Annotated in this window: 17 protein-coding genes and 1 pseudogene; 17 read left to right on the top strand and 1 reads right to left on the bottom strand. The window is 63.1% G+C overall.

All coding sequences use genetic code 11. The features are described from left to right. A pseudogene (locus Q0367_RS20950) lies at positions 1-2324 on the bottom strand (DNA-directed RNA polymerase subunit beta); the annotation flags it as partial. Between the two features lie 875 nt (positions 2325-3199). Here Q0367_RS20950 and mraZ point away from each other — a divergent pair. The 17 genes from mraZ to ftsZ all read left to right on the top strand — a co-directional run bounded on the left by mraZ (position 3200) and on the right by ftsZ (position 22343). Further along, entirely contained in the window at positions 3200-3634 is a 435-nt protein-coding gene (mraZ, locus tag Q0367_RS20945; protein ID WP_298984585.1) for a division/cell wall cluster transcriptional repressor MraZ, read from the top strand. An 18-nt stretch (positions 3635-3652) separates the two neighbouring features. Next, positions 3653-4651, top strand: a complete 999-nt coding sequence (rsmH, locus tag Q0367_RS20940; protein WP_298984582.1) for a 16S rRNA (cytosine(1402)-N(4))-methyltransferase RsmH — start codon at positions 3653-3655, stop codon at positions 4649-4651. Between the two features lie 144 nt (positions 4652-4795). Next, complete coding sequence (locus tag Q0367_RS20935; protein ID WP_298984576.1) at positions 4796-5434, top strand: hypothetical protein; 639 nt, start codon at positions 4796-4798, stop codon at positions 5432-5434. After that, complete coding sequence (locus tag Q0367_RS20930; RefSeq protein WP_298984573.1) at positions 5431-7257, top strand: penicillin-binding protein 2; 1827 nt, start codon at positions 5431-5433, stop codon at positions 7255-7257. Before Q0367_RS20935 ends, Q0367_RS20930 begins: the two co-directional genes overlap by 4 nt. Before the next feature lie 24 nt (positions 7258-7281). After that, positions 7282-8844 carry a UDP-N-acetylmuramoyl-tripeptide--D-alanyl-D-alanine ligase gene (gene murF / locus Q0367_RS20925; RefSeq protein ID WP_298984570.1) on the top strand — a complete coding sequence of 521 codons (1563 nt, stop codon included), beginning with the start codon at positions 7282-7284 and terminating at the stop codon, positions 8842-8844. Continuing rightward, positions 8837-9865, top strand: a complete 1029-nt coding sequence (mraY, locus tag Q0367_RS20920; protein WP_297633790.1) for a phospho-N-acetylmuramoyl-pentapeptide-transferase — start codon at positions 8837-8839, stop codon at positions 9863-9865. The genes murF and mraY overlap by 8 nt, the downstream gene beginning before the upstream one ends. Positions 9866-9892: 27 nt before the next feature. After that, positions 9893-11434 (top strand): UDP-N-acetylmuramoyl-L-alanine--D-glutamate ligase, encoded by a 1542-nt coding sequence (gene murD / locus Q0367_RS20915; RefSeq protein ID WP_298984567.1) that lies wholly within the window; start codon positions 9893-9895, stop codon positions 11432-11434. Positions 11435-11454: 20 nt separating this feature from the next. Then, positions 11455-12783: an FtsW/RodA/SpoVE family cell cycle protein gene (locus Q0367_RS20910; RefSeq protein ID WP_297633794.1), complete on the top strand. Its 1329-nt coding sequence runs from the start codon at positions 11455-11457 to the stop codon at positions 12781-12783. Further along, positions 12704-13879, top strand: coding sequence for a glycosyltransferase (locus tag Q0367_RS20905; protein ID WP_298984564.1), 1176 nt, complete (start codon positions 12704-12706; stop codon positions 13877-13879). Before Q0367_RS20910 ends, Q0367_RS20905 begins: the two co-directional genes overlap by 80 nt. Next, positions 13869-14525 (top strand): hypothetical protein, encoded by a 657-nt coding sequence (locus tag Q0367_RS20900; RefSeq protein WP_298984561.1) that lies wholly within the window; start codon positions 13869-13871, stop codon positions 14523-14525. The genes Q0367_RS20905 and Q0367_RS20900 overlap by 11 nt, the downstream gene beginning before the upstream one ends. Positions 14526-14532: 7 nt before the next feature. Next, entirely contained in the window at positions 14533-15066 is a 534-nt protein-coding gene (locus Q0367_RS20895) for a hypothetical protein (RefSeq protein ID WP_297633800.1), read from the top strand. Between the two features lie 29 nt (positions 15067-15095). After that, entirely contained in the window at positions 15096-16529 is a 1434-nt protein-coding gene (gene murC, locus Q0367_RS20890; protein ID WP_298984558.1) for a UDP-N-acetylmuramate--L-alanine ligase, read from the top strand. 45 nt (positions 16530-16574) lie between these two features. Next, positions 16575-17570 (top strand): UDP-N-acetylmuramate dehydrogenase, encoded by a 996-nt coding sequence (gene murB / locus Q0367_RS20885; protein WP_298984556.1) that lies wholly within the window; start codon positions 16575-16577, stop codon positions 17568-17570. 75 nt (positions 17571-17645) lie between these two features. Further along, positions 17646-18758 (top strand): D-alanine--D-alanine ligase family protein, encoded by a 1113-nt coding sequence (locus tag Q0367_RS20880; RefSeq protein WP_298984554.1) that lies wholly within the window; start codon positions 17646-17648, stop codon positions 18756-18758. 51 nt (positions 18759-18809) lie between these two features. Beyond that, positions 18810-19757 (top strand): cell division protein FtsQ/DivIB, encoded by a 948-nt coding sequence (locus Q0367_RS20875; protein ID WP_298984552.1) that lies wholly within the window; start codon positions 18810-18812, stop codon positions 19755-19757. Positions 19758-19776: 19 nt separating this feature from the next. Next, positions 19777-21045, top strand: a complete 1269-nt coding sequence (ftsA, locus tag Q0367_RS20870) for a cell division protein FtsA (RefSeq protein WP_297633810.1) — start codon at positions 19777-19779, stop codon at positions 21043-21045. 140 nt (positions 21046-21185) lie between these two features. After that, positions 21186-22343, top strand: a complete 1158-nt coding sequence (ftsZ, locus tag Q0367_RS20865) for a cell division protein FtsZ (RefSeq protein WP_297633812.1) — start codon at positions 21186-21188, stop codon at positions 22341-22343. The last annotated feature ends 213 nt before the right edge of the window (positions 22344-22556 follow it).

The following is a 22556-nucleotide window of genomic DNA, read 5'->3' as shown; positions in this document are numbered from 1 at the left end:
TTTTCAATGTGGATCGAGGTGTATTTGTCTTCCTGCACCAGCCGCTCGCTGACGAGAATCGCATCTTCAAAGTTGCCGCCTTCCCAGCTCAGATAGGCGACGATGACGTTCTGACCCAGCGCCAGCTCGCCGCCGTCTGTGCTCGAAGAGTCCGCCAACACGTCGCCGGCTTTCACTATGTCGCCCTTGTAGACGACCGGACGCTGATCGATGCAGGTGCTCTGGTTGGAGCGGTTGTACTTGCGCAAATGATACACGCGCCGCGTGCCGTCGCGCTCCTGCACCGTAATTTGATCGCTGGTGACGCTGATCACCTCCCCGTCGTTCCTCGCCACCACGACCTGACCGGAGTCGACCGCCGCCTGATATTCCATGCCGGTGCCGACCAGAGGCGCGTCCGGGCGAATCAGAGGCACGGCCTGGCGTTGCATGTTGGAGCCCATCAGGGCGCGATTGGCGTCGTCGTGCTCCAGGAAAGGAATCAACGCCGCAGAAACGCCGACGATCTGTTTGGGCGAGACATCCATGTAGCGAATATTGTTCGGATGCTCGAATTTGAAATCTTCAGCCTGTCGAGTCGAAGGCCGGTTGTTGAGAAACTCGCCCACCGCGTTCAACGCAGAGGAAGCCTGTGCAATGGGCGCCGTCTCCTCTTCGTCCGCCGTGAGATAGACCACCTCGCGGCTCACGAAGGGTTTGACGCGCACGCTCTCTAACCCGAGGCTGGCGATGCGCTGGGCCAGCGCCTCATCGACGACCTGCCCGCGCGCAGCAACTGTCGCATTCGTCGCCGGGTCAATTACATCCGCGTCGAGCGTATGGCCCACCAGCGCAGAGGCCTCGACAGGGGAAATCTCTTTCAGCACCTTGCGATAAGGCGTCTCGATGAAGCCGTATTCATTGACGCGCGCATAGGTGGCCAGCGAGCCCATCAGACCGATGTTGGGGCCTTCCGGCGTCTCGATGGGGCAGATGCGACCGTAGTGCGAGAAGTGGACGTCGCGCACGTCGAAGCCCGCGCGCTCGCGGCGCAGGCCGCCGGGGCCGAGCGCGCTGAGACGCCGTTTGTGCGTCAGCTCCGCCAGGGGGTTCGTCTGATCCATGAACTGGCTGAGCTGACTGCCGCCGAAAAACTCGCGCGTGGCCGCCACCACGGGCCGAATGTTGAGCAGACTCAGCGGGGTGACCTGGTCGGGATCGCGGATCGACATGCGCTCGCGCACCACCCGCTCCATGCGCAGCAGGCCGATGCGCAGCTGATTCTGGATCAGCTCGCCCACCGTCTTCACGCGGCGGTTGCCGAGATGATCGATGTCGTCGGCGCGTCCCTGGCCGTTGTTGATCTGAATGATTCGTTTGATGACTGCGACGATGTCATCGGTGGTCAGCACGCGGGCGGCGCCGTCTTTGGACTGAATGTCCAGTCCGAGCCGGCGATTGAGCTTATAGCGCCCGACCTTGCCCAGGTCATACCGTCGATCCGAGAAGAAGAGGTTGTGCACAAAATTGCGCGCGTTGTCCAGCGTAGGCGGATCGCCTGGCCGCAGCTTTTTATAGAACTCTAACAGCGCGTTCTCAACGCCGAGAGCTGAGTCGTCTGTGGGGTTGCTGGTGACGTCGCGCTCGATGGTCGCTTGAATGTAAGGGTGCTCCAGGTTCGTATCGACGTCGGCGAAGAGCGCGCGAATTTCATCGTCGGTGCCAAAGCCAATGGCGCGCAACAACAGGGTGACCGGCAGCTTGCGTTTGCGATCGACCTTGACGCTGATGATGTCGCGCCGACTTGTCTCGAACTCCAGCCACGCCCCCCGGCTGGGGATCAACTTGGCGCCGGCCAGATCGCGTCCGGTGGTGCGATCGGTCTCCACGGTGAAATAGACGCCCGGCGAGCGAATCAGCTGGCTGACGACGACGCGCTCGCTCCCATTGATGATGAAGGTGGCGGCGTCGGTCATCATCGGGAAATCTCCCATGAAGACTTCCTGTTCGCTCACTTCGCCGGTCTCTTTGTTGACCAGGCGCACTTTGACCCACAGCGGCGCAGAGTAGGTGATGTCGCGCTCGCGACATTCCTCCACCGGATATTTGGGCTCGGCGAAATAATAATCGCCAAAATGCAGCTCGAGGTTCTTGTTGAAGCTGACGATAGGTGAAATCTCGTCAAACAGTTCTCGCAGCCCCTCCTTCTTAAACCACTCAAAACTGCGGATTTGCACTTCGGTCAAGCGCGGCAAATCGAGGATGGTGGGGATTCGCGCATAGCTCTTACGGCGAACGCGGTTTGCCTGCATGGTCACATCGGTCCCGTTTGCGGATTGGCTCATGTATTCCAGCTCCTTGATTGGCCTAAAAATGACAATAAGACACCGACGCAGATAGCCGCCAGCACCCGCATCTCTGCGGTGCGCCACCATCTACAACCGGGTGTCTTCGACTCGACACAATAACTTCAGCCGTATATCAATTGTTGTACAAAACAAAAATCAGGTGATGTGCGGAGAGGAGACAATTTCCATTCTTTCTTCCGCTCGCACATTCACCTGAACTCCTCTTACTTATAAAAGTAATCCGATTGGGCGCTCGACCGACAACATGTCAAGCGCCGTAACCATAAAGTTTATACGACAAGGCGGATGAAAGTCAAATTTCATCCGCCCAAAAATATAAAATCTTGGACGCTGGCGCTTGATCACTGTTCTCCATTATCGGATATTTTGTTGGGCATTCTGTAACGCGCGTTACGATTATGTCTATTCATTCTTTTCGGCCCAGCCGCGCAGCGCGCGTGCCGTATCCCAAGTTTCCCAAAAATATACAACAAAAATCGTATAAATTGGCACTAGACAAAGCCCCCTTTTTGCACTATAATGTGGGACAAAGTGGGGGGAAGTGGGAGAAAATTCTCATATTTTCCTTTTTTCGGCCAGCAGAGTGGGAATTGATTTCCTGGCTCGCCACTTTGGGATAAGTGAGTTACCTGTTGTTCGGGGTGTTTCTGTGTAATGGGTGGCGCGTAATGCGTGCATACTTGCCGCACCAGGTATGGCTCTGCGGATTGCGCGTCACCCATTACGGCCCGATCTGACGGGTCGGCTGACAAGGACTTGCCCCCGAAGAAAGTCGTTGCGGCGGCCCATCGCAACGGCTGTCATGAAATCAACCATCGTGCAACGACCATGAGGGCAACGGCGCAATCGACATGTTCCTGGGCGAATATACGCACGCGCTCGACGCAAAGGGCAGGCTCACCATTCCGGCCAAATACCGGAATGCGTTGGCCCTCGGCATGGTGGTGACCCGCAGCCCGGTGGATCGCTGCCTGTTGCTTTTTCCGCAAGCGGAGTGGGAGCGACTGGCGGATAAGGTGAGCGCCCTGCCGTTCACCGACCCGCGCTCTGCAGCGTTTCGGCGGGCTTTTTTCAGCGCCGCAGAAGACCTTCAGCCCGATGGGCAGGGACGCATCTTGTTGAGTCAGCGGCTGCGAGATTATGCGGGAATCGAAAACGAAGTCGTGGTGGCCGGCATGAATAAGTTCATCGAGTTGTGGAATCCTGCGCTGTGGGAGGAAAAGGTCGTCGGGGCCTTGCAAGACGCCGATTTCACCGGCGATTTTTTCAGCACCTTAAGTCTTTAGCAGTTCAGATCTTTCGCAATGATGGCCGACCGCCCACCTGTCGCTGCAGATCCGCCCGACGCGCACCATGCGCCGGTGCTGCTGGCGGAAGTGTTGAAGGGGCTTGCGGTCAGAGCCGGTGCATGGGTGATCGACTGCACGCTTGGCGGCGGGGGGCATACGGAGGCGATCCTGGCGGCGTCGGCGCCGGATGGCCGCGTGCTGGGGATCGACGCGGATCCGGCTGCCATCCGGCGAGTGGCGGAGCGGCTCGCAGACGCCGTCGCCGCTTCCCGGCTGGTGCTGCACCAGGGGCCCTTCGAGCTCTTGGAAGAGGCGGCGGCGGCGCACGGTTTTGCTCCGGTCGATGGCGTCCTGCTCGACCTGGGGGTGAGCAGCTTTCAGTTGCAGACGCCGGAGCGAGGCTTCTCCTTTGGGTTGACGGGGCCGCTCGACATGCGTTTTGACCCGGCGCAGCCGCTCAGCGCAGCCGACATCGTCAACGAGTGGGACGAACAGGCTCTGGCCGATGTGATTTATCGCTACGGGGAGGAGCCGAAGAGTCGCCGCATCGCCCGCTATCTGGTGAAACATCGCCCTTTCGCCACCACAGCGCAGCTGGCGGAGGCGATTGAGAAGGCGGTGGGAGGGCGTCGAGGGGCTCGCATCCACCCGGCGACGCGCACCTTTCAGGCGTTGCGCATCGTCGTCAACCGCGAGCTGCAACAACTGGAGCGCGTGCTTCCACAGGCGCTGCGGCTTTTACGCCCGGGGGGACGGCTGGCTGTGATTACGTTCCACAGCCTGGAAGATCGCATCGTGAAACACTGGATGCTCGCAGAGGCGCGCGGCGATGCTCCTGATTCGAATCGCATGGAGGAGCGCATGGAGGGCGGTTCTCAGCGCTGGCCAGCGTTGCGCATCCTGACCAAAAAACCGATTACGCCGACTGCAGAAGAGATGCGCCTCAATCCACGCAGCCGTTCGGCGAAGCTCCGCATCGCCGAAAAGCTGCCAACAACCCAGAGTGACACGTGATGTGTGCTCAGTGAGTCACTGGCCCTCCCTCACACCACTCATCACGGTTCACTATAGGGAAAGGCTTCGAGAGCCTTTCGTAGCGTAGGGGCGACGCACGTCGCCCCTACTACTACACTATAATTTCAGGATGCAGAGGGGTTCATGTTCGAGCGTAGCACGCTGCCGTCCACGGTCTCAACCGAAATCTCCGGCTCGCTGCAGCATTCGCTGAGCCGTCGTTGGTTGAACATTTTGCAGGAAATGCTCTGGTTGCCGGAGAATTTCCGGCAATATCTCCTTTTGCTGGCGGCGACGCTGCTCGTCGGCGCAGGCATGATGGCGCAGGTCTGGCTCAGGGTGCAGATCGCCGAGGAGCGTTATCTGCTGACAAAGCTGACGGAACAGCAGCAGCGCATCGAGCGAGAGAACAGCGAAATTATCTTCGCCATAGCCAATGCGACTTCGTTGCGCCAGATCGAGCAGGCGGCTCTCGCTCAGGGCTATCGCCCGGTGACAGGGCGAGTCTATGTCCGTCGCGATGAGTTGCCCACCCTTCAGTTTCCGGCGGCGTCGAGTGGGCCGTATGCTGCAGAGCCGCCTCTTGCGATCCACAACCTGGGCAGCGATTGGAGCACAGTGGCGCCGGTCGACGGGGAAGCGCGTAGCTCGCCGCTGGAGGAGTTGGTCTCCGCAGTGGGGCGCGGCTTGACAGCGTTCGCCGAGTGGCTGCTCGTGCACACCCAAGGCGCATCGACGACGATCAACGAGACATTGACGCCTTCAGGGTCATCTGTGCAATGACATCGCTAGGCCAGGAGCTCGCCGCGTCGCAGGCCCTCAGCGAGCCGCAAACGTTGCCGACGGAGGGGGGCCAGAAGCGCGAACTGTGGCGCTTCTGGTTTCTTATTTCCTTTTTCGCCGCGCTGATCGCCATGATTGCGTCGGCGCTGCTTACTCATCAGGCGCTGCGACTGGGGTACACCCGGCCCGCCGGCTTGCCTCACCAGGGGGAGTCGCCCCGCGGCTCCGTCGTCGATCGCAACGGCGCGCTGCTCGTGGCCGATCGCTACTTCTACGAAATTTCGGTCAACCCCACTCACCTCAAAACGGACGCAGACAGACGAGCGCTCGCCGATGCGCTGGAGAAGATGGCCGACGTTCCTGCAGCGCAGACGCTGGAGCTCTTGCGCCAGTACGCCGATCGCTATTTCCTGCGTCTGGCGCCCGCGGTCGAACTGGAGATCGGCCACCGCATCCTGGCCGAACAGCAGCGCCTTGCGCAGGAGGGAGGCGCCCACCCGCTGCTTCATCTGAATCTCACGCCCGCTCCTCAGCGTTATTATCCAGAGGGGCCGCTGGCTGCGCACGTTGTGGGTTTCACCGCCCTGGTGGGAGATGCAGTCTGGCGCCGCGGCGTCGCAGGGGTGGAAGGGTACTACGAGTCGTTTTTGCGCCAGCGCAACGGCGTCGGTCTGACGGGCAAGGCGACGGCCACGTTTGACTCGTTGCCTTCGTCTTTGCATCGCTACCTGCCGTCGCCCGCCGGACGAGATCTCGTGCTCACGATCGACCGCGGCGTGCAATGGATCGCCGAAGAGGAGCTGCGCCGCGCGCTGGAGTTATATCGCGCGACAGCGGGAACGATCATCGTGATGGATCCTTGGACCGGTGAAGTGCTGGCGATGGCGAATGCACCGGCCTTTGATCCCAATCGAATTGCGGAGGCCGATCCTGCTGCACTGCTCAATCCGGCGGTGGGCACGCAATACGAGCCCGGCTCCGTCTTCAAGATCATCACTGCGGCCGCTGCACTTGACACAGGCGTGGTGACGCCTACGCAAAAGCTGACCGACACCGGCTCGATCGCCGTCGGCCAACGTCTGATTCTGAACAGTGACCGCGCCGGTTATGGGCAAGTGGACATGAGCGAGGCGCTGGCGCGTTCGCTCAACGTGATCTCGGCGCAGTGGGCTTTGCTGCTCGGCGAGCGACGCTTCTATCAATACGTGGATCGCTTCGGCTTTGGCAAGGTGACCGAGATCGATCTGGCCGGTGAAATTTACGGCGCGGTGAGAAAGCCGGGCCACGAAAGATGGAGCCTCTCCGATCTGGGCACAAACAGCTTTGGCCAGGGGCTGGCGGTGACCCCGATTCAGATGGTCAACGCCACCGCAGCGATTGCGAACGGCGGCAAGCTGATGCGCCCCTACGTGGTCAAGGCGCGTATTCTAGACGGCCAGGTGCAATTTACGGAGCCCACGGTGCTTGGCGTCGCCATCCGGCCTGAGACGGCGAAAATGCTGACCGACATTCTGGTTTCTGTGGTTGAACGAGGGAACCAGGCGGCGGGCGTTGCGGGTTATCGAGTTGCAGGGAAAAGCGGAACGGCGCAAATTCCGGGCGAGCAAGGCTACGAAGAAGACGACACGATTGTCACATTCGTCGGCTATGCGCCGGCGGACGATCCGCGTTTCGTCGTTCTGGTGAAGTTGGAGCGCCCCGATCCGTCGATCAGCCGTTGGGCCGGCTATACGGCGGCGCCCACCTTTGCGCAGGTGACGCGACGTCTGCTTCAATATTACAATATCCCGCCCGACGAGATTCGTTTGGGCGCAGAGCAATAAAGTTGGAAGAGAAAGAAAAGAAAGGTGCCTGAACGACCGTATCCATCGACTTCGATTACACAGCACACCCTGTGGACGGCGCTGACGGGCGACGTCCCTCCGCTTGCACTGCCGCCCACCCCCATCCCGCACGCAGCGTTGGACAGCCGCGATGTGCGCCCAGGCGACCTGTTCATTGCGCTGGCCGGCTCCCGGACAGATGGTCACGCCTACATCGAGGCTGCGCTTCGGCAAGGCGCGCAGGCGGTGATCGCCGAACCGCGCGGGCGCGAGGCAGGACAAAGGGGAGGCGTCGTCATCGACTGCACGCGCGCCCGTTGGACGTTGCAGGCGCAATTGCCGGAATCCTATCAGCCGGGCGCGCCTATCGTTTACATCGTCGACGACAGCGTAGAAGCGATGCAAAAGGTCGGCTCCTTTCAGCGCGTGCATCGCACCAGTGCAGCGCTCAAGGTGGTTGGCGTCACAGGCAGCGTAGGCAAGACGAGCACCAAAGAGCTGACGGCCAATGTTCTGCGCCAGCGCTACGTTACGCACGCCTCGCCGGGCAACCTGAACAGCGAACAAGGGCTCCCTCTGGCGCTGATGGGCTTGAATACGACGCACGAATACGCCGTGCTGGAGATGGGCATGTACGGGCTGGGGGAGATCGATCGGCTCTGCGTGCTGGCGCGTCCTCTGATCGGCGTTGTCACCAACGTTGGCCCCGTTCATCTCAGCCGTCTCGGCACCATTGAGCGCATTGCCCAGGCGAAATCTGAGCTCGTGCGCGCCCTTCCTCCCGCCGAGGAAGGAGGCGTGGCCATCCTCAACTGGGATGACGAGCGCGTGCGCGCGATGGCCGAGCTGACCAGAGCGCGCGTGATTCGCTATGGCCTGACGCCCGAGGCGGACCTGTGGGCGGACGACATTCAAGGCATGGGCATGGAAGGGCTCCGTTTCCGTTTTCATCATCGTCTCTCGAACGACCAGAAGGTGGAGTCCCTCTACGTCAAGGTGCCTCTCTTAGGACGTCACAGCGTCCACACCGCGCTCTGCGCGGCTGCGGTTGGCCTGCTTGCAGGGCTGAGTTGGGGGGAAATCATCGCCGGGCTTCAGAATGTCGCCGGGCAGTTGCGCCTGGTCGTGGCGGCGGGCGTTCATGGCTGCACGGTGATCGACGACACCTACAACGCCAGTCCCGCCAGCACGATCGCCGCCCTGAATCTGCTGGCGGACATTCAGCCGGCTGAGGGGGGGCGGCGCATCGCCGTGCTGGGCGACATGCTTGAGCTGGGAAGCTACGAGACGGAAGGACACCAGATCGTCGGGCGACGGGCGGCCGACGTCGTCGATATCCTGCTGACCGTCGGTCAGCTCGGCGCCAGCATCGGCGAAGAGGCGCGCAGCAGCGGCTTGTCGCCGGAGCACGTGCATATCCTTGCGACGCACCAGGACGCCGTCGCCTTGCTGCGGCGCATCGTGCGTCGCGGGGACTTGGTGCTCGTGAAGGGCAGCCGCGCCGTCGGAATGGATAGCATCGTCGCCGAGATCATCGCCGACGCCAACGGCGTCGGCGCACAAGAGGAGAGGGCGAGCGATGGATAATCCGCTCGAGCCGCGCATGGCCTATGCTTTGAGCCTGGGCGCAATCAGCTTTCTGTTTGCAGTCGTCTGGGGCAAGCCGCTCATCGGGTTGTTACGGCGCAAGGGCATCGGCAAGCAGATCCGCATCGAGCAGCCAGGCAGCCATCAGCTCAAGACCGGCACGCCGACGATGGGCGGCATCCTTTTCGTAGTTCCGGTGCTGGTGATCATCGGCTCGCTGAACATCGTCAACCTGTTGGGCATGGACGCAATCGGGCAAAGCACGCTGTTGCTCTTTTTCTGCCTGGGGTCGCACGCCCTGCTCGGCGCTGTGGACGACTGGCAGGGCATCAAAGGCATTCGCGGCCGCGGGGAGGGCATGAGCCCGCGCATGAAGAGCGCCTTTCAGTTTCTCTTCGCCGCCATCATCGGTTTGGTGCTCTACTTTGGCCCACCCCAGTGGGATTACGTGGGCGTGCCGACCTTCGTCGATTTTTTTCGCGTTGGGCCATGGATTATCCCGGTCACCGTCGTGGTGCTCTATCTGACAAGCAACGCCGTCAACTTCACCGACGGACTGGACAGTCTGGCGGGCAGCACCAGCCTGGTGGCCTTCGCCTGTTACGGCACCATCGCCTATCTGCAAGAACAGGTCTATCTGGCGATCTTTTGTTTTACGTTGGCCGGCGCGCTGTTGGGCTTCCTCTGGTATAACGCTTATCCCGCTCAGCTCATTATGGGTGATGCAGGGAGCCTGCCGCTCGGCGCGACGCTGGGCCTGGTTTCGATCATGACGGGACAATGGCTGCTGCTGCCGGTGATCGGGCTTGTGTTTGCCATCGAAGCGCTGAGCGTGTTGATCCAGGTCACCTATTTCAAACTGAGCAAACGGTGGTACGGCGAAGGGCGTCGGGTGTTCAAGATGGCGCCGTTGCATCATCACTTCGAGCTGCTGGGATGGAGTGAGATGCAGGTGAAAGAACGCTTTTTCATCATCTCCGTTTTGTCTGGCATGTTGGGCGTTGCGCTTGCGTTGATCTGAGAGCGCGGCAGGTCGGAGGTCCGAACGATGTTTCGTGGGCGACAGATCGCGATTTTAGGATTGGCTCGCCAGGGAACGGCGCTGGCGCGCTTTTTCGTGGCCGCCGGCGCTCATGTCACCATCAGCGACGCAGCGTCGGCCGAACGACTGGCGACGGAGCTGGCCCGCGTGCGCGACCTGCCCGTCGAACTTGCGCTGGGCGGTCATCCCCTCCACTTGCTCGATGGCTGCGACTTGCTTTGCCTGAGCGGAGGGGTGCCGGCGCAGCTCCCCATCGTGCAGGAGGCCATCCGCCGCAAGATTCCGCTCAGCAACGACAGTTTGCTGACCTTGCAACTTGCCCGCCAACGCGGCCTGGGGCCGATCGCCGCCATCACCGGCAGCAGCGGCAAAACCACCACCACCACGCTGGTGGGCGAAATCCTGGCCGCCAGCGGGCGTCGCGTGCATGTTGGCGGCAACATCGGGACGCCGCTGATCGACCGCCTGGAGACGATCGCGCCCGGCGACTGCATCGTGCTGGAGCTGAGCAGCTTTCAGTTGGAGCTCTTCGACCGGCGCTGGGCGTGGGGGCCGACGGACGATCCCGTGCAGGGCGTCGGCCCTGACGTCGCCGCCATTTTGAACATCACGCCGAACCATCTGGACCGCCATCCGGACATGGCGGCCTACGCTGGGGCCAAGTTTAATTTGCTGCGCTGCCTGCCGGAGGACGCCGCCATCGTGCTGAGCGCCGAAGACGCCATCACGCGGCGCGTGGCCAGCAGCGCCTGGCGTGCAAGCGACCCGCCGCTGCCTGCAAGCTGGGCTGCAGTGGCCGGCAATTTGGACGCAGTGTTGGAAGAAGTAGGGGCCCTCGTCGCCGATAGACGGCGGCCGCCGTTGCTGTTCCATCGTTACAGTCGCGTCGACAGCGGCGCCTGGGGAGAGTGCGGCCGTCTTTTTTACCAGGGGCAGGAGATCTGTCTGCGCAGAGAGGTCCGGTTGCGCGGGGAGCACAACGTCGGCAATCTGCTGGCGGCGGCGGCGATCAGCGGCGCGCTGGGCGCAGACGTGGAAGCGATGGGCCGGGTCGCCCGCACGTTCCGCGGCGTGCCGCACCGGCTCGAGGTCGTGGCGGAGGTGAACGGCGTCACCTGGGTCAACGACAGCATTGCAACTTCGCCGGAGCGGGCAGTGGCCGGCCTGCGCAGCTTCGAGGCCATCGACCAGGCCCTGATCTTGCTGGCGGGCGGCAAGGACAAAAAGTTGCCGTGGGAGGAGTTCGCCGACGAAGTGTTGGCGCGCGTCGATATGCTCATCGGCTTCGGCGAGGCCGGCGAGATGATCGTGCGCAAAGTGCAGGAGCGCGCCACCTTCCGGCAGCAGCGCGCGCCGAGCACGGCCGTCGTCCATCGCCTCGATGAAGCCGTCGAGCTGGCCGCGCAGGTGGCGGAGCCGGGCGCGGTGGTGCTGTTGTCGCCAGGAGGAACCAGCTACGACGCATATCGCGACTTTGAAGCGCGGGGAGAGCATTTTCGCCAACTGGTGAAAGAAATTGCAGCAGTCAGAGCGACGGCGCAGCGGTGAGAAAATGGAGGAGAGCGACGATGCAAGCAAAGGCCACCGGTCGCGCTGCAGCCAAATCAAGAGCCAAAGGACGTTACGACTGGGGATTGCTTTCGGTGGTGACGATCCTGCTGATGCTGGGCCTGGTCATGGTCTTCAGCGCCAGTTATCCGCGCGGCATTGAAGGTTTCAACAACCCATATTATTTTATCGGCCGTCAGTTGATGTGGCTCGGTTTAGGCGTCGCAGGGCTGATCGTAGCGGCGCGCATCCCTTACACATGGTGGGAGCGCTGGAGCATCCCCATCATGGGGATCACGCTGGTGGCGCTGCTTGTGCTCATCCCGCTCGGCGCCGAGCGTTTCGGGGCCAGGCGCACCTTCTTTGAGGGCAGCGTTCAGCCCAGCGAGGCGGCCAAGCTCGCCATCATCATTTACGTCGCCACGTGGCTCGCCAGCAAGGGGCGCCGCATTCGCGACGTGCGCGCCGGACTGTTGCCTTTCGGCGTTTTGATGGGCATTGTGACGGTCTTGATCGTGTTGCAGCCGGAGATCAGCACTGCGATTCTGATCGTCGTCACCTCTGCGGTGATGCTGTTTGTCGCCGGCGCAGCGGTCAAACAGTTGGTGGTGATTGGGGTTGTCAGCGCCGGCACATTTCTGGCGGTGATCTATTACAGCAGCTACGCCGCCGACCGCGTTTCGCGCTATCTGGCCTCGGTCGGCAATCCGGTCGCCAGCGATGAGTGGCAGGTGAGTCAGAGCGTTCAGGCGTTGATGCGCGGAGGGCTGTTTGGCCGCGGCCTGGGCAACGGCCTGGCGCAACAGACGGGGTATCTGCCCTTGACCTGGAGCGACAACATCTTCGGCGTGATCGGAGAGGAGATGGGGTTGCTGGGCGCGCTTTTTGTCATCGCGCTTTTCGCCTTGTTGGCGTATCGCGGTTTGCGCATTGCGCTGGCCGCGCCGGACACGTTCGGCATGTTGCTGGCCACCGGCGTCACGACGAGCCTGATCTTGCAGGCGTTGCTGAACATGGCGGTGACCACGGCGATTTCGCCGCCGACCGGCGTGACCTTGCCCTTCATCAGCTACGGCGGCAGTTCGCTGCTGGCGTCGATGTTCGGCATTGGGCTGTTGCTCAGCATCAGCCGGTATAGCGTCGACGCCGCGTCGCAAACTCAGCAGGCAGGAAGGTATTCCTATGAACGTGTTGATCTCGGGCGGGGGAACGGGCGGTCACGTGTATCCGGCGCTGGCGGTCGTGGAGCAGCTCGCGCCGGCGGCTACCATGCTGAAACAGCGCGCGGCGCCTTCGTCGGCGACGGCAGAGTTCGCCGCGGGGGCAAGTCGGAAAGACGTCAGCCGTAGCCCAGAGCCGCCTACAGAACCCGTAGACTCATCCTGCCATCTGCTCTGGGTGGGAAGTCGCAGCGGCATGGAGAAAGCGCTCGTCGAACGCGCCGGCATCGCCTTCCAGGGCGTCCACACCGGTCAGTTGCGCACTCGCAATCCGTTCAAGTTTGTGCGCAATCTGTTGCAGATGGCCCTGGGCGTGGGGGAGAGTCTGGCGATCGTGAGGCGTTTTCGCCCAGACGTCTGTTTTGTAACCGGCGGCTATGTCTGCGGGCCGGTCGTTGCAGCCTGCTGGCTACGGAGGACGCCGGTGCTCATCTACCTGCCCGATCTGACGCCAGGCTACGCAATCCGGTTGTTGAGCAAGCTTGCGCAGCGCGTGGCGGTCAGCTTTCCGGAGGCGGCGCACTGGTTCGGCGGCGAAGCGCCGGCCGGCAAAGCCGTGGTGACCGGCTATCCGGTGCGGCGGGAGCTGGTGAAAGCGGCCCAAGATCGCACGGCTGCGCGACGTCGATTGGCGGCTGCGTTGGGGATTTGCCTGGACGAGCCGGACGGAACCCAGGCGCCGTTGTTGCTCATCTGGGGCGGCTCCAGCGGCGCCCGCGCCATCAACCGGGCGACCTGGGGCGCGCTGCCCGAGCTGTTGGCGCTGGCCCAGGTGGTGCATGTGGTGGGCGTGCGCGATTGGCCGCTCTACGAAGCGTGGCGAGCCGAGCATCGTCTGCCGGAGGCGCTTGCACATCGCTACCATCCGGTCGCCTATCTGCACGAGGAGATGCCGCTGGCGTTGGCGGCCGCCGACCTCAGCGTGGCGCGCGCGGGCGCCAGCACGCTCGGCGAGTTCCCGGTGGCGAAGCTGCCCTCCATCCTGGCGCCGTTGCATAGCGTCAACCAGATGGACAATGCGATGGCGTTGGTGCGCCGCGGCGGCGCCGTTGTGATCGAAGACGAAGATTTGCCCGCCAAGCTGGCGCCGACGGTTGCTCGCCTGCTCGCCGATCCGGCCCGGCTCAAGGCGATGGAGGCGGCGCTCGCTCAGATGGCGACGCCGGACGCCGCGGCTAAAATCGCCGCCCAAATCGTGCAGTTGGCAAGCCACCATGACCGGTGAAACGCAAGTTCTGATCGCCCTGATTCTCTGGCTCTCTTTTTTCGGCTGGATCGGCGTGCGCCGCGGCTACCTGGCCGAGCTTTGGCTGCTGGGGGTCACGGTAATCAGTTGGGTGCTGTTGCAGGAGCAAGGGGACATCGTCGTTCGGTTGACCAATTTCGCCGGCAAGTTTGTCGCACTGGTGCGGGCAGGCGGGCTGACGGCCGACGCCGAAGAGGCGGTTCGGATTGTCGCCGAAGCGCCCAATGTGATTACAGAAGACAACCGACAAGGCTTTCTCTTTCTGGTCTGGGCGATCATCGTGCTGACCACATTTATCGTGACGAGCAACCCGCGCTTCGTAAAGCCAAAGACGAACAGCAAGCTGTTGAGCTTTCTGGTCGGTGCAGTGAATGGACTGATCTTTGCGGCGTTGTTGTTGCCGGTTCTCAACGAGCTTTTGCAGGCGGCTCCCTTGCCGCAGGACAGCGCTTGGGGCAGCCTGTTTGTCGTCATAAGCCGCATCTGGACGTTGCTTGTCGATAATGTATCGGACTTTTGGTCCTGGATGCTGACATGGCCGGCGGGCGTCTGGTTGCTGTTGATCACTGCTCTGCTGTTGTTGATTGCCTGGCCGTTGCGCGGCAGCGCCGCAGGGAAAAAGTAGCATCATTATGGGGCCGGTCGAAATTCTGTTTTACACCGTCGTCGTCATCTTTGCCTTTATCGGGAGTGTGCGTGGGGCGAATCGAGAGCTTGGCAACTCAATTATTTTCATGTACGTCGTGGCAATTCTCCGCTTCGCCGATGAGCGAGGTTGGAGCGAACGAGCCGCCGAGGCGCTCAGGATCATCGATCTAGAGGGGGGACGCCTCAATGAAATCACCTTTCTGCTGATCTCGATCGTGTTCACGGTGATCGTGATTATGAGTTATCAAGGATTGACGTTTGACTTCAGCCCTAAGCGATTGACAGGCTTTTGGGGGTTTCTTGCCGGTCTGGGCGTCGGCGCACTGAACGGGTATCTGATCGCCGGCACCCTCTGGCACTACGCAGACCGGTATCAATATCCTTTCGGTCTTTTGACCGGCCCTTTGACTCCGGTTGGGCAGACGTTGTTGGGCTATTTGCCCCAGACGATCTTTCCCAACGCAATGTACTGGGTGATTCCGGCCACGATTTTGTTGATTCTGCGGATCATCCGCTGAAGACCGGAGAAGCAGGAGCAAACATCGCAATGGCATCCAACGCATGGCAAGCCCGGCTATCGAATCGAGACCGCACTCTGCGCGTTCACCTGATCGGCCTCGGCGGCGCAGGCCTGAGCGCCATCGCCTCTGTCTTGCTAGACATGGGGATGCAGGTGAGCGGCAGCGATCGTCAGCCTTCGCCTGCGCTGCAACGGCTGGCCGAACGCGGCGCGGAGGTCGTCATCGGCCAACGCGCCGAAAATCTCACGGCACGCGCGGCCGGCGCGCGCCCCGATGTGGTCTTGATCAGCAGCGCCGTCGACGCCCAAAACCCGGAGCGCTGCGCCGCCGAATCGTTGGGCATCCCGGTGGTCAAGCGCAGCGAATTCCTGCCTGCGCTGCTCGCCGGGCGTCGCGTCATCGCTGTGGCGGGAACGCACGGCAAGACGACCACCACGGCGATGACAGTTCAGGTGCTGCGTCATGGGGGAATCGACTGCGGCTACATCATCGGCTCCGAAGTCCCAGGTCTCGGCAACGGCGCCGCGGGCGCAGCGCCGGAATTTGTGATTGAAGCGGACGAATACGACCGCATGTTTTTAGGGCTGCGTCCCTCGATCGCCGTGATCACCAACGTCGAATGGGATCATCCCGACTGTTACCCGACGCCCGCCAGTTTCCGTCGGGCGTTCATGCAATTCACGGACACCGTCGATCGCAACGGGCTGATCGTCGCCTGCTCCGACGATGAAGGCGTGCGCCGCGTGATGGCGTATGCGCCTTCGCGCGGGCCGCGCTGGATCACCTATGGCCTGAATGAGAACGCAGACCTGCGCGCACACAACGTGCGCGCGTTGCCGGGGCAGGGCGTCGAGGCCGATCTGGTCTGGTGGCATGCGCCGGAAGGAAAGCTCGAGCTTGCTGTGCCCGGCGTGCACAACGTGCGCAACGCCCTGGCGGCGCTGGCGGTCGGCCTTTCCTGCGACGCGCCGATGGACCGCTCGCTCGAGGCGCTGCGCAACTATCGGGGATCGGCGCGACGCTTCGAGTGGAAAGGGGAGGTCGGCGGCGTCACCGTCATCGACGACTACGCCCACCATCCGACCGAGATCGAGGCGACGCTCAACGCCGCCCGTCGCCGCTATCCGGAGCGACGCATCTGGGCCGTCTTTCAGCCGCACACCTACAGCCGGACGCGGCGCATGTTGTACCGGATGGGGGAAAGCTTCGACGCCGCCGATCAGGTGATCGTGACCGACATCTATCCGGCGCGCGAGATCGACGACGGCAGCGTGCACGCACGCGAGCTGGTCGCGGCCAGCCCTCATCCCGCCATGCGCTACATCGGCGCGCTGGAAGACGTCGTCGCCTATCTGGCCGAACAGGTGACGCCTGGCGACGTGGTGATCACGCTGAGCGCAGGCGACGGCTACAAAGTTGGGGAATGGTTGTTGGAGCGCTTGCAAAACAAGGTTCGGTGAGATTTTTAGCGTCAGGGATCGGAGACGTAAAGATTGCAACAGTCCATGCAGACGACGCTGGTTGATCGGAAAGCGCCGGAGCGATTCGGCGTCCGCATCGAAACGCAGACGCCGCTGGCGCCCTACACCACGATGAAGGTGGGCGGGCCGGCCGACTACTTTGCACGCGTGCAGACGGTCAGCCAGTTGATCCGCCTGGTGCGCTGGGCGCGCGACGAGGGCCTGCCCTATTGGATTTTGGGCGGGGGCAGCAACGTGTTGATCGGCGACGCGGGCGTGCGCGGGCTGGTGATCTACAACCGCTGCCGTCAGGTGCGCATCGACGAAGCGTCCTGCTGCGTCTTCCCGCAGGACGACCGGCCTTTTGTCTTCGCCGAAAGCGGCGCCAGCATGGCCGGTCTGGCGCGGCGGACGATCGCCGCCGGTCTCGCCGGCCTGGAATGGGCCGTGAGCCTGCCCGGCACCGTGGGCGGCGCAGTCGTCAACAACGCCGGCGCCTACGGCGGCGAGGTCAAAGATACGCTCTACAACGTCCTGGTGTTGGGCGCCGACGATGAGATCGTCGAGACGCCGGCGGCGCAGCTGCACTTCGCTTACCGCGCCAGCGCGCTCAAAGCGCAGCCCGAAAGCGATGAAGAGGGCGGCCTGGCGGTGGTGCGCCCCGGCTTTGGCCCGGTGGTGTTGAGCGCCAACTTTCGCCTGGCGCACGGAGAACAGGAGGCGCTCGAGGCGCGGGCCGAGCAGAATCTCCTGCACCGCCGCCGCTCTCAGCCGGTCGAACCGAGCCTGGGCAGCACCTTTGTGAATCCGCCCGGCGACTACGCCGGCCGCCTGATCGAGGCGGCGGGCTTGAAAGGATGCGCCGTCGGCGGCGTGCAGGTCAGCCGTCAGCACGCCAATTTCCTGATCAACCCCGGCGGCGTCGGCGGCGCCACCGCAGCGGACGTCATCGCCTTGATTCGACATATTCAGCAGGTGGTCGCCGAGCGCTTCGGCGTCCTGCTCAAACCGGAGATTCAACTGGTCGGTGAGCTTTGTTGACTTTCAGGGCAAGCGACGATCCGCCGGACGAAGTCGCCAGAGGAGCGAGGCAAATTGGAAACGGAGAATTCTTCAATGACGACAACGCAACGCAAGCGATATCGCGTGGGCGTCCTCTTCGGCGGGCGCAGCGGCGAGCATGAGGTCTCGTTGGCCAGCGCCAAAAATGTCATGGAGGCGTTGCGTCAGGCCGGCCACGAAGTGGTTCCGATCGGAATCAGCCGCAAGGGACGCTGGCTGCCGCAGCCGGACGCCTGGCTGCAGCTCACGGCGGAGGCGCAGGAGCGCACGGTGGGTCGCCATTTGCTCGGCCAGGAACGCGCTGGGGAGCTTGTCCCGCGTGCGTGGCAATTGAGCGAGCAGCCCCTGCCGGCGATCGACGTCATTTTCCCGGTGTTGCACGGCCCCTATGGCGAGGATGGCACGGTGCAGGGCTTGCTAGAGATGGCGAACGTGCCTTACGTCGGCTCAGGCGTGCTGGGCAGCGCGCTGGGAATGGATAAGGCAGTCGCCCGCAAGCTCTTCGCCCATCATGGCCTGCCGCAGGTGCGCCATTGCGTCGTACAGCGCCATCGCTGGCGCGCGGCGCCCGATGAAGTGATTGCAGAGGTCGAGGCGGCGCTGGCCTACCCGCTCTTTGTCAAACCGGCCAACATGGGCAGCAGCGTCGGCGTGAGCAAGGCGCGCAACCGCCGCCAGCTGCAGGACGCCCTCGATTACGCCGCCCGCTATGACCGCAAGATGCTGGTCGAAGAGGCGGTGCCGCACGCGCGCGAAATCGAAGTGAGCGTGCTGGGCAACCACGAGCCGGTGGCGAGCATCGCCGGTGAAATCATTCCCGCCAACGAGTTCTACGACTACAACGCCAAATATGAAAACGAAGGCAGCCAGCTGCTCATTCCGGCGCCTATCGACGCGGCGTTGATGGAGCAGGTGCGCAGCTACGCAGTGCGAGCGTTCCAGGCGCTCGAATGCGAGGGATTGGCGCGCGTCGATTTCTTGATGAACGGCGAGACGCAGGAGCTGTTCGTGAACGAGATCAACACCATGCCCGGCTTCACGCGCATCAGCATGTATCCCAAACTATGGGAAGCCAGCGGCGTCGCCTATCCGGAGCTGGTGCATCGACTGCTGGAGCTGGCGCTCGAACGCCACCAGGAGCGGCAGGAGTTCAGCACCGTCCGCTAGGGGCGCATTCGGACGCGGAAGCGCGGCTTGTGAAAGATTTCCGGAGACGGTATGGCGAGTGCAGCGAAGTCCAGGCAAGCGAAAACGCAGCAGAGCGATGCGTCCCGCCGCGCAGCCTCTTTGCATGCAGCGCAGCGTGAGGCGGCGCGCAGCCGCATGGCGCAGCGGCGCCGTCAACAGTTGAAACAACAGGTGCAACAACGGATGCGCACCTTTGAGTCGTTGTTGCCGGGGCTGCCGGAGACGGGGGGCGTTGCGCTGCCGCGCTGGGACCTCGCGCCGCTGAAGCGACTGGCGCGCAGTCGTCTGCTGTGGGCGCTGCTCGCAGCGCTCGCCATCGCAGGCGGGCTGACGGCCTGGTTCGCCCTGGATGAGCGCTGGTATATCTACCGCGAGGACGTTCACTTCAACGGGCTGAGTTATCTGGAGGCCGAAGAGCTATGGCGGCTCAGCGCCATCGACGGATGGCAGGTCTTCTGGATCGACGCCGACGAGGTCAGCCGGCGACTGCGCCAGAATCCCTATGTGGCCGAGGCGCGCGTGCACATTGCGCCGCTGGGAGCCAGGATCACCGTCGACATTACAGAAGTGCGGCCTGTGGCGCTTTGGGTGACCGACGAGGGGACGCGCTGGCTGCGGGAGGACGGTCTGGCGCTCCCCCCGCGAGGAGCGACGCCGCCCGGCCTTTTGCAAATTCTTGATGGCCCGGCGGACGCAACCCTGGCCGGCGCGCCGAGAGGAAGCGCCATCGACCCGGCTGTTTTGCGCAGTGCGCAGGCGCTGGCCAATCGCCTGCCCGGCGTCTCGCCGCTGCGCTACAACGCCCTGGTGGGCTTGAACTTCCGTCTGCCCAATTCACCCTACTGGGTCTACTGGGGAGATGGCGACGAGGTTGAAGCAAAGCTGGAAAACCTCGCCGCAGCCGAACTGTTGCTCGCCAGCGGCCGCGCTCAAGGCTCGGTGATCGACCTGCGTTTCGAGCGTCCCTACATCAAGTGACCGGCGGAGGAGGGATCGGATGGAGGAATTTGTTTCCGCTATCGACATCGGAACCACCAAGATTTGCGTCTTGACTGCGCAGGTGACGCATGACAGCCTGGGGAAATTGTCGCTGCGCATGTTGGGCGAAGGCGTGGCGCCCAGCCGGGGCATCCGCCGCGGGGTTGTCGTCGATGTGCCGGAGGCTACGGCGGCCATCGGCGAGGCGATCGAGCGCTGCGAGCAGGACGCCGGCCGCCAGATTTTGAGCGCCTACGTCGGCATCGCCGGCAGCCACATCAGCACGCGCAACAGCCGCGGCGTCAGCCCGGTCGATCGGCGCAACGGCGTCACCAGCGCCGATATGCAGCGCGCGCTGGAGGGGGCGCGCGCCGTCGCCCTTCCTGAAAACCAGGAGGTCATTCACACCATCGCCCGCTCGTGGACCGTGGACGGCGAAACGGAGGTGCAGCAGCCGCTCGGCATGAGCGCCTATCGCCTGGAGGTGGATGCGCACATCGTCACCGGCAGCAGCACGGCCATCAACAACCTGGTGCAGTGCGTGACTGCGCACGGCGTCGACATCGACGAGCTGGTGCTGGAGCCGCTGGCCGCCAACGAAGCGGTGCTGCGCCCGGAAGAGCGACGCATGGGCGTGGCGGTCGTGGACATGGGCGGCGGCACTTCCGACTTGGCCGTCTTCATCGACAATGCACTCTGCTATACGGTGATTTTGGATATGGGCGGCAATCACCTGACCAACGACGTGGCGGTCGGCCTGCGCTGCCCATTTGAAACGGCGGAGGAGATCAAGCTGCGCTATGGGTCGTTGCTGCCGAGGCGCATTGCGCCTGATGAGACGGTGTGGGCGACGGTCTTCGGTGAAAAGTCCGAGCGCAGCTTCAGCAGGCGCTTCATCTGCGACGTGTTGGAGGCGCGCGCGATTGAAATGATGGAGATCATCGCCGAGAAGCTCACCGAGGCGGGCTACATCGATCGGCTGCCGGCCGGCCTCGTGTTGACGGGCGGATGTAGCCAGCTGCCTGGATTTGCAGAGCTTGGGCGCCAGGTGCTGGGGATGCCGGTGCGCATCGGCGCAGCGCACAGCGGACTGCCCATCGCCGGCCTGACGCGCTCGCTGTTGAATCCCAGTCACGCCACTTCGGTCGGCCTGCTGTTGTGGGGATTGCATGAAGATGCGCGCGCCGTGCATCGGCGCTTTGGCGCAGAGCACGCCGGGGCGTCCGCGCATAGGTGGATGGGCGCAGCAGCGAAATGGCTCAAAGCCCTGTTGCCGGACAGGGATTGAGATATTTGGTGCGGAGTCCGTCCCTCTCGAGGTAGGGGGGCCAGTCGGATGGGCGGAAGACGCAGTGGCTTCGTTGTGATCGAAAAGGTTCCTGTGCAACATCAGTTGGTCTACCATCAAACCATCGAAGGAGTGAAACAATGACTCGCAGCACCAAAGCACAACCATCCTACGTAGATAATTTTGCACAAATTAAGGTCGTCGGCGTCGGCGGCGGCGGGCAAAACGCCGTCAACCGCATGATCGAGGAAGGGATTCAGGGCGTGGAGTTCATCGCCGTCAACACCGACGCGCAGGCGTTGATGCTCTCGAATGCGCCGCAGCGTCTGCGCATCGGCGAGAAGATCACCAAGGGGCTTGGCTCCGGCGGCAATCCGGAGATCGGCCTGCGCGCTGCGGAGGAGAGCCGCGAAGAGCTGCGCCAGCTCCTCACCGGCGCCGACATGGTCTTCGTGACCGCCGGCATGGGCGGCGGCACCGGCTCCGGCGCTTCCTCTGTGGTGGCGCAGGTGGCGCGCGAGGAAGGCGCGCTGACCATCGGCGTCGTCACGCGGCCGTTCACCTTTGAAGGCGCGCAGCGGCGTCGCAACGCCGAACAGGCCATCGAGGCGTTGCAGAACAGCGTGGACACGCTCATCACCATTCCGAACGATCGCCTGCTTCAGATCGCCGGCAAGAACACCAGCATCAAACAGGCCTTCAGCATGGCCGACGACGTCCTGCGCCAGGGCATCCAGGGCATCAGCGAGCTGATCACGGTTCCGGGGCTGATCAACCTGGACTTTGCAGACGTCAAGACCATCATGCAGGATGGCGGCGCAGCGTTGATGGCGATCGGCCGCGGCGCGGGCGAGAACCGCGCGCGCGAGGCCGCCGAACGCGCCATCCACAGCGCGCTGCTCGACGTGTCGATCGAGGGCGCTCGCTCGATCATCTTCAACATCAAGGGCGGCGAAGACATGAGCCTCTACGAAGTCAACGAGGCGGCGGAAATCATCCGCGCCAATGCGCACCCGGAGTGCAACATCATCTTTGGCGCAGTCATCGACCCGACCATGAAGGATGAGATTCAGTTGACCGTGATCGCCACCGGCTTTGACCGGCCAAAGCCGAAGGATCAGTTCGACTTCATCAGCGGCGCGCTGGGCGGCGAGGCCTACACCGGCAAGACAGCCTCGCGCGGCGTGCGCGAACCGGTGCGCGAGCAACCCGTCGATTACCAGGTGCGCACCTTCCAACGCGACGATTTGGACATCCCCGCCTTTCTGCGCCGTCAGCGCGCCAACAACGGCCGCTAGCAGCCTTGTGCGCCGGCCGGAGCCTGGCGGCGTTGCGTCACACCAGGCTTCGGCCAGCGCGCCTTTTCCCAAAGAGTTTGAAGTCTGTCGAGGATGTGCGGCTGAGGGCCGCACCGACGGCGCCTTTCTCCCCCTCTCCCAGCATTGGGAGAGGGGGCAGGGGGTGAGGGCCTTCCTGCGCTTCGCCGGTTCATCCCGTGTCTCGGGGTCTGT

The sequence above is a fragment of the uncultured Caldilinea sp. genome (assembly GCF_937128415.1).
In the GTDB taxonomy this organism is placed as follows: Bacteria; Chloroflexota; Anaerolineae; order Caldilineales; family Caldilineaceae; genus Caldilinea.
This window is presented reverse-complemented; position numbering and strand designations above follow the sequence as displayed.